12 protein-coding genes are annotated in these 14,077 nt (G+C 68.8%); 6 read left to right on the forward strand and 6 right to left on the reverse strand.

The genetic code is table 11. The annotated features are described in order from the left end of the window. Positions 1–798: HNH endonuclease signature motif containing protein (locus Pph01_RS02880; RefSeq protein WP_239116390.1), on the forward strand; the 798-nt coding region annotated here is incomplete at its 5' end. 371 nt (positions 799–1,169) lie between these two features. Further along, the gene (locus tag Pph01_RS02885; protein ID WP_204071343.1) at positions 1,170–2,507 is read left to right on the forward strand and encodes a M1 family metallopeptidase; all 1,338 of its coding nucleotides are present in this window, start codon (positions 1,170–1,172) and stop codon (positions 2,505–2,507) included. A 266-nt stretch (positions 2,508–2,773) separates the two neighbouring features. Here the strand turns inward: Pph01_RS02885 and Pph01_RS02890 are convergent, their stop codons facing one another. Genes Pph01_RS02890 through Pph01_RS02900 form a run of 3 tightly spaced genes read right to left on the reverse strand, consistent with a single transcriptional unit; the run spans position 2,774 to position 4,867 of the window. After that, positions 2,774–4,051, reverse strand: coding sequence for a cytochrome P450 (locus tag Pph01_RS02890; RefSeq protein WP_204071344.1), 1,278 nt, complete (start codon positions 4,049–4,051; stop codon positions 2,774–2,776). A 1-nt stretch (position 4,052) separates the two neighbouring features. Then, positions 4,053–4,253: a ferredoxin gene (locus Pph01_RS02895; RefSeq protein ID WP_204071345.1), complete on the reverse strand. Its 201-nt coding sequence runs from the start codon at positions 4,251–4,253 to the stop codon at positions 4,053–4,055. Beyond that, the gene (locus Pph01_RS02900) at positions 4,250–4,867 is read right to left on the reverse strand and encodes a TetR/AcrR family transcriptional regulator (RefSeq protein ID WP_204071346.1); all 618 of its coding nucleotides are present in this window, start codon (positions 4,865–4,867) and stop codon (positions 4,250–4,252) included. The genes Pph01_RS02895 and Pph01_RS02900 overlap by 4 nt, the downstream gene beginning before the upstream one ends. Before the next feature lie 579 nt (positions 4,868–5,446). On the opposite strand from Pph01_RS02900, the gene Pph01_RS02905 reads away from it, so the two are divergent. From Pph01_RS02905 to Pph01_RS02920, 4 genes are all read left to right on the forward strand, one after another. Beyond that, the gene (locus Pph01_RS02905; RefSeq protein WP_204071347.1) at positions 5,447–6,169 is read left to right on the forward strand and encodes an alpha/beta hydrolase; all 723 of its coding nucleotides are present in this window, start codon (positions 5,447–5,449) and stop codon (positions 6,167–6,169) included. Positions 6,170–6,261: 92 nt separating this feature from the next. After that, the gene (locus Pph01_RS02910; RefSeq protein ID WP_204071348.1) at positions 6,262–6,957 is read left to right on the forward strand and encodes a TetR/AcrR family transcriptional regulator; all 696 of its coding nucleotides are present in this window, start codon (positions 6,262–6,264) and stop codon (positions 6,955–6,957) included. Continuing rightward, complete coding sequence (locus tag Pph01_RS02915; protein WP_204071349.1) at positions 6,941–7,723, forward strand: SDR family NAD(P)-dependent oxidoreductase; 783 nt, start codon at positions 6,941–6,943, stop codon at positions 7,721–7,723. Before Pph01_RS02910 ends, Pph01_RS02915 begins: the two co-directional genes overlap by 17 nt. Before the next feature lie 97 nt (positions 7,724–7,820). Beyond that, a complete protein-coding gene (locus tag Pph01_RS02920) occupies positions 7,821–8,924 on the forward strand; it encodes a GDSL-type esterase/lipase family protein (RefSeq protein WP_204071350.1) in 1,104 nt (367 codons plus the stop codon). Positions 8,925–9,065: 141 nt separating this feature from the next. Here Pph01_RS02920 and Pph01_RS02925 read toward each other — a convergent pair whose 3' ends face one another. The 3 genes from Pph01_RS02925 to Pph01_RS02935 form a co-directional block, all read right to left on the reverse strand. Further along, positions 9,066–9,932, reverse strand: coding sequence for a class I SAM-dependent methyltransferase (locus Pph01_RS02925; RefSeq protein ID WP_204071351.1), 867 nt, complete (start codon positions 9,930–9,932; stop codon positions 9,066–9,068). Positions 9,933–10,391: 459 nt separating this feature from the next. Continuing rightward, complete coding sequence (locus Pph01_RS02930; protein ID WP_204071352.1) at positions 10,392–11,414, reverse strand: LacI family DNA-binding transcriptional regulator; 1,023 nt, start codon at positions 11,412–11,414, stop codon at positions 10,392–10,394. After that, a complete protein-coding gene (locus tag Pph01_RS02935; RefSeq protein WP_239116392.1) occupies positions 11,398–13,974 on the reverse strand; it encodes a glycoside hydrolase family 3 N-terminal domain-containing protein in 2,577 nt (858 codons plus the stop codon). The genes Pph01_RS02930 and Pph01_RS02935 overlap by 17 nt, the downstream gene beginning before the upstream one ends. Between the last annotated feature and the right edge of the window lie 103 nt (positions 13,975–14,077).

Here is a 14,077-nt window from a genome sequence, read left to right on the forward strand (position 1 = left end):
CTGCTGGTCCTGGTCAACGCCGAATCCCTCCCCAAGGACCACCCCGACCCCGACCCCGAGTCCGAGTCCGACCCTTACTCTGACGGTGCCGAACCGCGCGCAGGCGGTCAGTCCGATGCGCAGAGCAAAACGGACGCGTGCAGCAACGATCCGACCGGCGACCAGTCCGCACCCACCCGCATGGGCGGCATCAGCGGGCCAGACGCGAGCGGGCCAGGCGCGAGACCAGAAGAGCCGGATGGACAGGAAGAGCCGGAAGGGCTACAGAGGAGCGGGCTGGAACAGTTGGAAGGGCTGGTCCAGCGTGGGGTCGTGCCGGGATTGTTGCTGGCCACCGGCCAGTTCCTGTCCCCAGATGACCTGCACCGGCTCGCCCGCACCTCGACCCTGGTACGGCTGGTCATGGACGCCGACGGCCAGGTCCTGGACATGGGACGCAAAGTCCGCCTGGGCAACGCCGCCCAGCGGCGCGCCGTGTTCGCCCGCTACGCCACCTGCTGGATAGACGGCTGCCCGCTGCCGGCCACGATGTGCCAGATCGACCACGCCGACAACTGGTCCGACGGCGGCCACACCGACCTGCGTCTGCTCGGGCCCGCTTGCCAGTTCCACAACCGCGACCGCTACCGCCGCCCCCACCACTACCAACGCCGGCAAACCGGCAAAGACCGCTGGGCCTTCACCTACACCGGCCGACCCCAGTACGCCGGCCGAAGGACACCCTCCACCCCGGACGCCACCACAGGCGACGCCCAGACCACCGCATCAACCAGCGGAAAGAAACCGAACGCGCCATGAAAGGACCATCGAGAAAGGACCATCGAGCAAACGATCATCGCGGCGGCCGCCGCCGAAACGTCCTTCGTGGATGGCCGCCCCTCGCCCACCGGCCGACGGCCGCTGATCAACCATGCCCTCAGGGCGGGAACGACTGCTGGATTTCTACGAGGCATGCTTCGACACGCCCGCGACCGAGGTCATCGCCACGAGGACGGCGGCCCGGATGACCTTGACTCCCAGGACGAGGGCCGCCTTGCAGATGACACCGCGGACAAGTCCCCCACACAGGATCCGACCAGCAAAAATGAGATCATTGACCGATACTTGACCAACAGTTACATTACGTCGGCAGATCGGGGGTCCCGGATGCTCGAAGGGAGAACCGTTCTATGGTCCGACGAGTTCTGATCGGCGCAGCAGCTGTACTTCTCCTCGTCTGGGGTGTTCCATCGGCCGTATTCGCGGCGGACGGCACCCGGACTCCCTCCGCACCGTCCTACACGGTCACCCTGACCAGCAACGCGTCGGGAAGCACCTGGACCGGCCACGAGAGCATCACCTTCACCAACCCGTCCGCGGATCCGCTGACGGAGGTCTACCTCCGGCTGTGGGACAACTACCACGGCTCGTGCCCGTCGACGCCGATCACCGTGACCAACGTGACCGGCGGCACGCCGTCGCCGTTGTCCGTCTCCTGCACCGCGCTGAAGATCACGCTGCCTGCTCCGCTCAACCAGAACCAGAGCGCCTCGGTCGGGTTCGACCTGAGCATCGTGGTGCCCGCCGGCGCCGACCGGTTCGGCCGCGACGGGTCCTACAACTTCATCGGCAACGCGCTTCCCGTGCTGGCGGTCCGCGACGCGAGTGGCTGGCACCTCGACCCGTACAGCAACAACGGCGAGTCCTTCTACTCGCTCATCAGCAACTACTCGGTCACGCTCGACCATCCGACCTCGCTGCTCGTGCCCGCCACCGGCACCTCCGTCGACACGCCGGGGACGTCCGGCCGCACGATCACCAAGGCCACCGCGAACAACGTCCGCGAGTTCGCGTGGGGGGCCGGGCCGTTCGTCAAGACGACCAGCACCACCACCACGGGCGTGGTGGTGAATGTCTACCGGGTGAGCTCGATCAGTTCGAGCAGCGCCGCCTCGATGATGACCACCGCGAAGAACGCGCTCGTCGCCCACGCCGGGCGCTTCGGCGCCTACCCGTACGGCGAGGCGGACGTGGTGCTGGACAACAACTTCTGGTTCGGCGGCATGGAGTATCCCGGGTTCGTGCTCGACGTGATCAGCTCCACGGCCCTGGCCCACGAACTGGCCCACCAGTGGTGGTACGGGATCGTCGGCGACGACGAGTACACCAGCCCGTGGCTGGACGAGTCGTTCACCGACTACGCGACCGACCTGTACAACGGCGTCTCGGGCACCAACTGCTGGAACAACGTCTCCTGGCAGTCGTCGGCCGAGAAGATCAGCAACTCGATGGCCTACTGGGACGCCCATCCGAACCGGTACGGAACCGTCGTCTACACCTACGGCAAATGCGCGCTGCACGACCTGCGACGCACGATCGGCACGACGGCGATGACGAACCTGCTCCGGAACTACGCCGCCGGCCACTGGTACGGGGTCTCGACCACCGCGGACTTCAAGGCCGCCGCCCAGGCTGCGACCTCGGTCAACCTGTCGTCGTTCTGGACCACCCACCGCATCGACGGCTGACCAGCTCGAGACGCCGAGAAGCCGGCGCGTGCCTGACGTACGATGCAGGCCCTCACCGGGCTCGGCGCGAGGAACGGGACGACCGGCGGCGGGAGGCGAGGACGTGATCTCGTCTACGCCTCCCCCGCCGGCGCACATGTCCCGGATTCCGGGTCGGCCGCCGCACTCATCACACTCCACGCAGCGGAGCCGACCGGGCCGACGAACCCGGACATCAATAAGTCACCGAGTGAACCTGGTCGCCGGCCGACAATTCGGACGCTCGATCACGCGTAGGCGACGCGAAGCGGAAGCGTGCGCGGCCCCCGGACCTGACCCGCCGCCCAGGTCACCGCCGCCGGGTCCTGGAGGGTGAATTCCGGGATCCGCTCGAGCCAGACCTCGAGGGCGACCCGGAGCTCCATCCGCGCCAGGTGCGAGCCCACGCAACGGTGGATGCCGAGTCCGAACGCGACGTGCCGGTTGACCTCACGGTCGATGACGACCTCGTCCGCCTGCTCGAACTGCGCCGGGTCACGGTTGGCGGCCGGGAACGACAACAGCACCCAGTCCTCGGACTTCATGTCGACGCCGTTCCAGTGCATGTCCTCCTTCACCAGCCGCGCCATCGTCACCGGGGCGTAGGCCCGCAGGAACTCCTCCATCGCGGTCGGCAGCAACTCCGGCTCGGCGACCAGGCGCCTTCGATCCGCCGGGGTCTTCGCCAGATGCCACAACGACGCGCCGATCGCGCTCCACGTCGTGTCGATCCCGGCGATGAGCAGCAGGGCCATCGTCCCGGCCACATGCGACGGTTCGAGCTTGCGGCCGTAGAGCTCGGCGTTGATGAGATAGGTCGTCAGGTCGTCGCGCGGGTTGTCGACGTGGTCGCGGATCTGCGCGAGCAGGTAGTCGAACAGCAGCGCCATCCGCTCCATGCGCTCCTCCGGCGGACGGTTGACGCCTTCGAGCGCGTTCTCGATGAACTCACGGAATCGCGGGCCGTCCTCCTGCGGGAAGCCGAGCATGTCGGCGATGACCCGCATGGGAATGTGCTGCGCGTATTCGTGGGCCGCGTCGACGTCCTGCCGGCCCTCGAACGCGTCGATGAGCGAGTGGCACAACGCTCTCGTCGCCTCCTCCCGCCTGGCGACCTCCTTCTTGGTGAACACCGGAAGTAACAGCTTGCGGGCGTCGTGGTGGAACGGCGGGTCGGAGGAGATCGGCGGCGTGCCGCCCACCGGCGCCAGCTCGCGGGGCGGCCGGAAGTTGCTCATGATGATCGACCGCGAGGAGAAACGCTCGGTGTCGTAGGCGATGGCCGCGACGTCCTCGTAGCTCGTCGGCAACCACCCGCCGCCGAACCGGTCGGTGTGCGCGATGGGGCACCGCTGACGCAGGTCGTCCTGGATGGGGTACGGGTCGGCGGCCCATTCGGGTTCGAGGTGGGAGAAGTCGGTCGCCCAGTCCGAGACCGGGCCGGTGACGATCTCGTTTCGCGTGCCGAGGGGCTGGTCTCCTCGCGTCTCCCGGAAGTCGCGGGTGAAGCGTTCGTCGAGCGTCATGTCAGGCCTCCTCGACCAGGTCGATCGCTCTTTCCGGACAGTTGGACACCGCCAGGCGCGCCGCGTGCTCCTGGTCCGGCGAGACGGCGCTGTCGCCGATCACCTGTCCATAGCCCTCGTCGTCCTCGCCGAAGAGGGCGGGGGCCAGGGTGTAACAGCGGCCATGTCCATGGCACCGCTGGGGATCGATCTGCACTTTCACTGAGTGGCTCCCCTCTGTGCAGTGATGTCGGTGGGGGCGAGGGCGGTCACGACACGGGTGAGTAACGCGGTCCACTCCTCGTCACCGACGGAATGCAGGTCCGGCGGGATGAGCGCGCTGCCCATCGCGAGAAGGAGGCAGAAGTGGGCGAGCGCGTTCGGCGACAGCGCCGAGTCGAGTTCGCCGCCCGTCTGTCCGGCGCGGACCAGGTCCGCGACCCAGTCGGCGCGTTCGCCGACGTAGTCCCGCATCGGCCGGGCGACGTCCTCGTCGCGACGCGCCGCGACCAGGGCCTCCACGATGAGGTAGCCCCGGGCGTCACGGCGGCGGGGAAGCCACCGGCCGATGGCGAGGAGCAACTCCGTGATGGACCGATCGGGATCGGCGGCCAGCACCGCGGCGAGCAACTGCCGTCCATGAGTGCGCAATGCCGCCACGAGCAGTTCTGCCTTCGAACCGAAGTGCGCGTACAGCGCGCCGTTGCTCACGCCGGCCGTCGCGGCGATGTCCGCCACGCGCGTGCCGTCGTACCCGCGCTCGGCGAAGACGTCGGCCGCCGCGCGCAACAACCGTTCACGCGTTTCCGCCGCGGTGACACCCGCGATCCGCCCCATGGTGGAATTAAAAGACCGTTCATTTCATTGGTCAAGGCATCTGCTCGTCCGATGGGCCGTGTCTGGCATCGCTCAACCTGACAGCTGCACCGCCCGTCGTAGAGGTGCTCTAGTCGCTGCAGGGTCCCCCATGGGTCGCGCTTACCGCAGGACGCGGGATGTGCAGGGATCCGCCGTCAGCGGGCGGTCATTCCGCCGTCGATCGCGAGCGCGGCTCCGGTGATGAACCGGGCTTCATCGCTCAGCAGGACACGACCACTCCCGTGATCAGTCAGGCCAGTACGGGCCAATGTCTCGCAAATCGGTATGATGGTACCGTATTCCCATACCGATCACGTAATAGATCGGCTCGACCAGAACGTAGGGCGACAAGGCGGCATACAGTGTGTCTATACATGCTGTATGGTGGCCCTGGAGGGTGCGCCCGATTTCCACACAGCCGTTCAAATCCGCGAGGAGACCCGCGCCCCCGAATGCATTTCCGTGCATTCGGGGTGGTCTCCCCATGCCCTTTCTCACCGGTCGTGCGCAGCGAGTCGCACGCTTCTTTCGCCATCCCCATCACCAAGGAGGTGCCCGATGCAGGAACCCGCAGACCGTCCCACATTCCTCCTGGTACACGGAGGCCATCACGGCCCCTGGTACTGGGAGAGGTTGCAGGGCGTACTGGAGAAAAAAGGCTGGACGAGCGACACGGTCACGTTGCCCAGCGCCGTCCATGAGGCCACCGCCGAACCGCTTCCCGGCATGTACGACGACGCGGCGGTGATCCGGAAAACCCTTGACGACATCTCCGGACCGGTGATCGTCGTCGCGCATTCGTACGGCGGCGTGCCCGCCACGGAGGCCGTCGCCACGGCGACCAACGTCGCGCACATCGTGTATGTCGCCGCGTACATGCTGGACGTCGGGGAAGGCATGTTCCAGACACACGGCGTTCCCGTTCCGGAATCCCTGGCCGGACTACGGGCGCCGGAGAATCCCGATCTCAACCTGCCCGCCGCCTTCTACGACGGCGACGCGACCAACTCGGAAACCGCCGAGGCGACAGCCCGCCTGGTCCCGCAGACGGTGCGGGCCGACTACGAGACGGTGACACAAGCCGGCTGGCGGACCGTGCCGAACAGCTATGTCATCCCCGACAACGATGTCTCCATCACCGGAACCATCGCGGAGAGCATGGCCGCGCGCGCCGACGCCGTATACCGGTGCCCCGGGCACCATGCGCCTTTCTATTCACATCCCGCGGAATTCGCGGACATTCTTCTGGATATCGCCTCGCGCGCTTCCCTGCCCGGTTAGACGAGGGCTCTCCGACGGACGGCACCGCGATCCGCGCACGCCGATCCTAGGTCGCCGAGGCGCACCCGTGGACCACCTCTAGTATGTGGGACATGGCTTCCGTGACCCGTAAACGTAAAGACAATGACGAGCGGCCGACCGCCGCCGAGAAGCAACTGCTGGCCGCACTGGAACGACTCCTCAAAAGAGGGGAGTCTTTCACGGAAATCAGCGTGCAACAGATCATTGAAGAGGCGGGGGTGTCGCGCGCCACCTTCTACGCCTACTTCCGGGACAAGAGTCACCTGCTGATCCAGCTCACGGACGCTTTGAGAAGCACTCTGCTGGAAAAGGCCAGGAAGTGGGATCCGAGTGCGGGCGAGGACGGCGCGGCGAGGTATGCCCGCTTCTTCATCGAAGTGATCACCATACATCGCGACAATCATGCGGTACTTTCCGCCCTGCGAGAACTGTCGTCCTATGACGCGTCCGTCCGCGATTTCTACACGGCGGATCTGGAGAAATTCGACGAGGCCGTTCTCAAGACGATCGTCGACGAACAGGCGTCGGGATCGACGCCTTCCGACCTAGACGCCGCGGCGGCGAGCCGGGTGATCGTCTGGGGCGGGGAACAGGCGATCGCCCGCCATATCAGCGTGGACGACGGAAGCGGCGACGAGGCATTCGCCCGAGAGCTTGGGAAAATCTGGTGGTACGGCGCCTACCGCCGTCCCGCCGAACAGCCGGTAAACGAATCTGAGAATCATCGGAATGCCGAGAAAGAAAACAGAAATGAACGAAGAGAGTGAAGGGCTTCCTGCACGGCCGCTCATCGGCAGAACTGCGGTCGTCACGGGCGGTGGGCGCTGTGTCGGAGCCGGCGTGGCGGGTCTCCTGGCCCGCGCCGGGGCCCGGGTGGCGCTGGTCGGCCGGTCGGAGGACTCGCTGCGGGCGGTAGCGCGCGAACTGCCGAGGGACACTGAGGTGATTCCGGCCGACCTGTCACAACCCGATGCCCCCGCCGCCGTCATCGACGCCGCGATCCGGCGACTCGGCAAGGTGAACATCCTCGTGAACAACGCGGGAGCGGAGAACTTCACCCCCAGCGACCAGCTGACCGCGCAGGAGGCGGACGAGCTGTGGGCCCTCAACGGACGTGCTCCGTTGCTTCTGGGCGGAAAGGCCGCCGCGCACATGGCGTCAATCGGCGGTGGCAGCATCGTCAACATCTCGTCGGTGGTCGGCAGCGAGCGGAGCATCCGCGGTCAGAGCCTGTACGCGGCGACGAAGGGCGCGGTCGACGCCATCACCCGTTCGCTGGCCGCAGACTGGGGAGGCAAGGGCGTGCGGGTGAACGCCGTCCGCCCGGCTGTGACGCGTTCGGACATGTCCGCCGCGATCTTCACCAACCCTGACCTCAAGAATGCCCTGACCGCCCAGTACGCGCTGGGACGTCTGGGCGAGCCCGAGGACATCGCTCAGGCGGTGCTCTTCTTCGCGTCCGACGCGAGCTCCTACGTCACCGGCCAGACTCTGAGCGTCGACGGAGGCTGGATCTCCGCCCTCGTCCACTGAGCAGGCCAGACTGCGGGTGCGACATGGCACGGCCTGGTCAGGGGCCAGGCATTGAGGTGATTCCATGACGCCCCCCATGACAACGAATTGAGCGAGCATGATCTGGACAGCCGGCTTCCGTACCGCAGTGATCAGTCCCTACGAGCAGATCCAGTTCACCGCACCGCGCGGCTTCGCCGACCAGACGGTGCGTCAGGTGCTTCACATGGCCGGCGGAGGAGAACTTCTCCGCGTACGCCTGACGAACCGCTACGGTCGCGCCCCCTTGACCATCGCCGCCGCGACAGCCGCCACCGAGCACGGGCAGTCCGCCCTCACCTTCGACGGCGCGGAGAAACTCACCATCCCGCCGGGAGAAGAGGCCGTCAGTGATCCGGTGGATCTGTCCATCGCCGCCGGCGCCGACTTGGTGCTCAGCCTCTATCTCCCCGAGGAGACAGGTCTGGCCACCTATTCCCACATGCCCATGGAGACCGCTCACATAGTCGGCGGCAACCACGTCACGTCTCCCGCTCTGCCGAAGGCTGAGCAGGTAGAAGCCAGGTTCTACGTCTCAGGCGTCGACGTGCTCACCCCGGACGACACCGCGATCGCCGTGGCGTTCGGCGACTCCTGGTTCGAAGGGGTCGGCACCACGACCGGCGCGAACAACCGCTCCGTCGACTTCCTCAACCGGCGCCTGAAGCCGGGATGGGTCGTCAACCAGGGCATCGCCGGAAACCGCCTGCTGAGAGACAACGTCGGCGAGCACGCGCTGGCGCGCTTCGACCGCGACGTCCTCTCGGTTCCCGGCCTGACCCACGTCCTGGTGCACTTCGGCATCAACGACCTCGTCCTCCCCAGCATGACCGGCGAGCCTCCCGCCACCTCCGACGCCCTCATCGAGGGCTTCAAGGCCCTGGCCTACCGTGCTCACCAGGCCGACCTGAAGATCCTCGCCGCCACCATCGGCCCCTTCGGGGGCGCCGTCCTCCGCGGGATCGGCACCTCTGAGGGCCTCGCCGTTCGACGCGAGGTGAACGACTGGATCCGCACCACCGGCACCTTCGACGCCGTCTTCGATGTGGCCCGAGCCGTCGAGAACCCCGAAGTTCCCGACTGCATCCACCCCGGCCTGGACAGCGGCGACGGCATGCACCTCAACGACAGAGGCGCCCACGCCATGGCCGACGCCGTGGACCTGGAAACCCTCGCCCTCTAGAAACCGGCTATGTCCTGTCGCTGGGCCACTGGCTCGTCACGCGATACTCGGACATCGCGACGATGGGACCCCGCGCATTCCAGGGTCCCCATCGCTGTTTCGCTTCGGCCGGCGTACGGAAATCCCGGGCGAGGAAGAGGGTCAACCTCGGGGACGGGACGCGGTGACCAGCCAGTGGCTGCCGTCCAGCCGGACGCCACCGGGCCCCTCGTACGGCTCGAGGTTCACGGTGACCTCCTCACGCGCCTGGTCGACGGCTCGAGGATCGGCATGGCGGAGGTTGTAGCGCATCGGTCCCATGGCGAAGATGAACCGGGCCGCGTCGGCCGCGTCCCGGCCGAAGACCATCGGCGCCGTGACGGCTTCATGCGTCACATCGGTGAATCCGGCGCCGCTCAGCACCTCGTGGATCCGGTCAGGGTCGGCGAATGAGCCCGGCCCCTGCTGCCGGTCGCCCGAGTCGTCCTCGGGAGCGTGCTCGCCCAGCAACGCGTAGAGCGGGCGGAGCACACGGGCGAAGTCCTCTCCGGCGTCGGCGCCCCGCAGGCATATGAAGGCCAGGCGCCCACCTGGACGCAGCGCGCTCCCGATGTTGGTGAAAGCGGCGACCGGGTCGGCGAAGAACATGATCCCGAACCGGCTGACCGCGACGTCGAACGTGTTGCGCGGAAACGGATGAACCTGGGCGTCGCCCTGTTCGAAGGTCACGTTGGCGATCGCATCCGAGGCCGCGGCGGCACGCGCCTGCGCCAGCATCGGAGCCGACAGGTCGACGCCGACGGCCCGCCCCCGGGGCGCCCGGCGAGCGGCCAGCCGGGTGATCTGCCCGTTGCCGCATCCGAGGTCGAGCACGTGGTCACCTTCGCCGATCGCGGCCGCGGTGAGGAGCGGTTCGTTGAAGCCGCTGTTCATGGCGTCGTAGCGGTCCCGGTTCTCGGCCCAATGCACACCTTCGTAGCCGTTCCACGCCTCGGCCTGCTCGGTGTTGACGATGTCCGTGCCGCTCATCGGGACATCGCCTCCTGCCGCTTGCCGGCTCGGACATGCCTGCCAGGCGTTCCTTGCTGCGCGAATTCCTCGTTGAACTTCATGAGGGTCTGGACCTTTCTCAGAGGTTTCCGTGAGCGCCGCCGGTCTCGGTTCGTTCCGGTGAGCGTCGTCGGCCCTGATGCTCAATCGCGAGCGGCGGCCTGCGCCGCCCCGCGTGCGGACGGTTCCACGGGGTCAATGCTGGCTGCTCCGCCGGCCGCCGTCGTCGCACGTGGGGAGGCGGTTGCGCCTACTTCTCCGACCGCCGTCCGCGGCGTGAGTACGTCGTCGGGAGTAGGGCGGATCTCATCCCTCAGAGGTCCGGCAGCCGATCGGCGACCGATACCGTTCGCGGGCGAGACCGTCGCACCCGGGAGCCGCCACGCCACGGGCTCGGCGCGTGCTGCCGGCCTGATGCGTCGCCGCCGGATCGCGCCGTCACACGCTCGTGGCCGTAGCGGCCGACCCCCGCACGATCAGTTCGGTGGCCAGTTCGACGTGATGGGAGTCGATCTTCTCGCCCGCCGCCAGGCGCAGTGCCGTACGTATGGCGACGCCGCCCATCTCCCGCAGGGGCTGGCGGACGGTGGTCAGCGGCGGCGAGCCCATCCGGGCGACCTGGGTGTCGTCGAAACCCACGATGCTGAGGTCTTCGGGGATGCGCAGACCCCGCGCCCGGGCGGCCTCGATGATTCCGAGGGCGGTCTCGTCGCTGCCCGCGAATATCGCCGTCGGGGCCTCCGGCAGGTCGAGCAGCTCCGCGCCCAACTCCACGCCGTCGTTGTAGAGGAAGTGCCCCTCCCGCACGTAGCCGGGGCCCACGGGCGCCCCCGCGGCCTCCATGGCGGCCCGGTAGCCGTGCATGCGCGCCTGGTTGCAGGCTGCCGTCGCCGGGCCGCCCAGGTAGGCGATGCGACGGTGGCCGAGGGAGAGCAGGTGCTGGGTCGCCGCGAGGCCGCCGGCGAAGTTGGTCGACCCGACGCTGGTCACGTCGGTGCGCGGCAGGTTGAGCGGGTCGATCACCACCAGCGGCAGGTTGGCCCGCGACAGCGCGGTCAGCTGCCTGGCGGTCATCTCCGCTGTGACGGCGATCACCGCCCTCCGCCCGGCGGAGACCAGGTCGCGGGCCCATCCGGTGGTGCGCTCCGCGCCCCTCCGGATGCTCACGACGACCCCGACACCGACCTCGGCCCCGGCGTCGACGGCGCCCTGGATGATCTCGGTGGAGTACGCGTTGATGTCCGTGTCGAACTCCACCTCGATGGTGCCGGCCGCGGCCGCGTCGCCCCGCCGCGGCGACGGGGCGACGTAGTCGTGCTGCAGCAGCAGCGACTGCACCAGCGAGCGCGTCGTCGGCGCGACGTCGCTGCGGCCGTTGAGCACCTTGGAGACCGTCGCGATCGACACTCCGGCCGAGGCCGCGACGGTGGCCAGAGTGGCGCGCCTAGGATTGACCGGCATCTCTTCCCTCCTGCTGCCCGGCGGCGGTGCCGGACGCCGGCACCACCTCCACCGGTGTGACGAGTCGCCTGTCGTGGCCGACGACGCGCAACGGCCCGGTCAGCCGTACGGTGCCGCGGCACGGAAGGTCGGCCGCCGAGGTGCCGACGAGCACCTGGATGTCTCCCGGCTCGACGATCCGCCGCAGGTCACGGCCGGTGAACGCGGTCCGGTCGGCGTGCACGTGGAACCGCACCTCCGCGCTCGCGCCGGGCTCCAGGTGAACTCGCGCGAACCCCGTCAGCTGCTTCACCGGCCGGGTGACCTGGGCGACGACGTCGCGCAGGTACAGCTGGACGACCTCGTCACCCGCCCTGGCGCCCGTGTTGCGGACGCGGACCGACACGCTGAACTCGCCGTCGGTGGGAACCTCCGTGCCGTCGACGCGCAGGCCGTCGACCTCGAAGGTGGTGTACGAGGTGCCGTACCCGAACGGGAACAGCGGGGTCGGGTCGACGTTGCTGATGCCGTGGCTGTCGTCCCCCAGCGGCGGCTGCAGGTAGGTGCCCGGCTGCCCGCCGGGCCTGCGGGGGATCCGCACCGGCAGCTTGCCTCCCGGCTGGACACGTCCGGAAAGGACGCCGGCGATCGCCGCCGCACCCTCCTCACCGGGCATGAACGCCTGAACGAGCGCGGCGGCCCCGGCGTGCACGTCGCCCAGGGCGTACGGGCGGCCTGAGACGACGACCACGACGACCGGGGTCCCCGTCGCGGCGAGATCGGCCAGCAGGTCCGCCTGCACGCCGGGCAGCCGGAGGTCCTCGGCGTCGCAGCCCTCGCCCGAGGTGCCGTGCCCGAACAGGCCCGCGAGGTCGCCCACGACGGCGACGCACAGGTCCGCGTCGCGGGCCGCGGCCGTCGCCGCGGCGAAGCCCGAACGGTCCGCACTCTGAACGTCGCAGCCACGCTCATGGACGATCTCGGCGTCCGGCAGTTCCGCCCGGAGCGCGTCGAGCACGGTGGGAGCGGCGATGCCGAGCCCGAGGCCGGGGTGGCGGGGCAGGACGTGGTTGGGGAAGGCGTAGCACCCCATGAACGTGCGCGGGTCGGCCGCGGCCGGTCCGACCACGGCCACGCGGCGAAGCTCCGGACGTCCCTGTCCGAGCAGGGGCAGCGCGGTTCCGGCGTCGAGCAGGACGATGGAGCGCTCGGCCATCTCGAGGGCCAGGGCGCGGTTGGACGGCGAGTCCAGATCCGTCGCGTCGGCCGCGGCCACCGACCCCTCGGGCGTCCAGTCCTCGTCGAGCAGCCCGAGCTGCACCTTCTGAGTGAGCAGGCGGCGCGCCGCGCGGTCCACCAGGGACTCCGGCACCTCTCCCCGGCGCACCCGCTCGACCAGGTGCTGGCCGAAGCCGAGGGTGTCGGGGAGCTCGACGTCGACGCCCGCGGTGAGCGCCTGGACGCCGGCGTCGTCGGTGTCGGCTGCGATCCCGTGCATCGTCGCGAGGAACGGCACGGCCCAGTAGTCCGACACGACGGTCCCGGTGAATCCCCACTCGTCGCGCAGCACCTCGGTCAGCAGCCACGGGTCGGCCCCGGCCGGGACGCCGTCCACGTCGGAGTAGGAGCACATCACCGAGCGGGCGCCGCCGAGGGCGACGGCGGCCTCGAACGGGGGCAGGATCATGTCCATGAGCTCGCGGCGTCCCATCGGGACGGGACCGTGGTTGCGGGCCGCCCGCGACGCGGAGTATCCGGCGAAGTGCTTGAGGGTGGCGATGATCCCCGCGCTCTCCAGGCCGCGGACATACGCGGCGCCGAGCATCGCGACGAGATGGGGGTCCTCGCCGATCGTCTCCTCGACCCTCCCCCAGCGATAGTCGCGGACGACGTCGAGCAGCGGTGACAACCCCTGGTGCACTCCCACCGCGCGCATGTCCCGCCCGATGGCCGCGGCCATCCGTTCCACGAGGCCGGCGTCGAACGTCGCGCCCCATGCGATGGCGGCCGGGTAGACGGTCGCGCCGTAGGTCGTGAATCCGGTGAGGCACTCCTCGTGGACGAGGGCGGGGATGCCGAGCCGGGACCGCTCGATGACCGCGCGCTGCAGCCGGACGACCTCCGCCGCGCCCTCCGCCGGGGTCACCGGGCCGCTTCCGAACACGCGGGTCAGGTGACCGAGCCCGAACCGGGCCGCCTCCTCGATCGGGATCGTCCCGGACGCGGCGAAAACGTCCTGCATCGGCGCGACGTTCAGCGTCGCCGCGTCGGTGGCATCCGCCGCATCAGCTCCGTCGGCTGCAGCGGCTGCGTGGCCTGCGTCGACTGTGCCGGCGGTCGCAACGGCCTCGCCGGAATCCGCGGCCGGGCCGCCGTCCGCATGGGGATCCGCACCGGAACCGCCATCGCCATCGTCGACCTGCATGTCGTTGCCGATCCACCGGCTGCCCAGCTGCGCGACCTTCTCCTCCAGAGTCATCTCCGCAAGGAGGGCATCGACCCGGTCGGACACGGGAAGCGTCGGGTCCTGCCACGCACGCTGGACCTGCTCCGACGTGGGGGTCCGGTCTAGAGCCGTCATGTGCCGCTCTCCTTCAAAGGGGGGTTAGTGTCGCAAATTCTCGCAACATTTCGGCGCCGTGAAGCGTCCCTGGGGGCGGACCTCCTTGACACCGATTGACCAG

The sequence above is a fragment of the Planotetraspora phitsanulokensis genome (assembly GCF_016863295.1).
Taxonomy (GTDB): domain Bacteria; phylum Actinomycetota; class Actinomycetes; order Streptosporangiales; family Streptosporangiaceae; genus Planotetraspora; species Planotetraspora phitsanulokensis.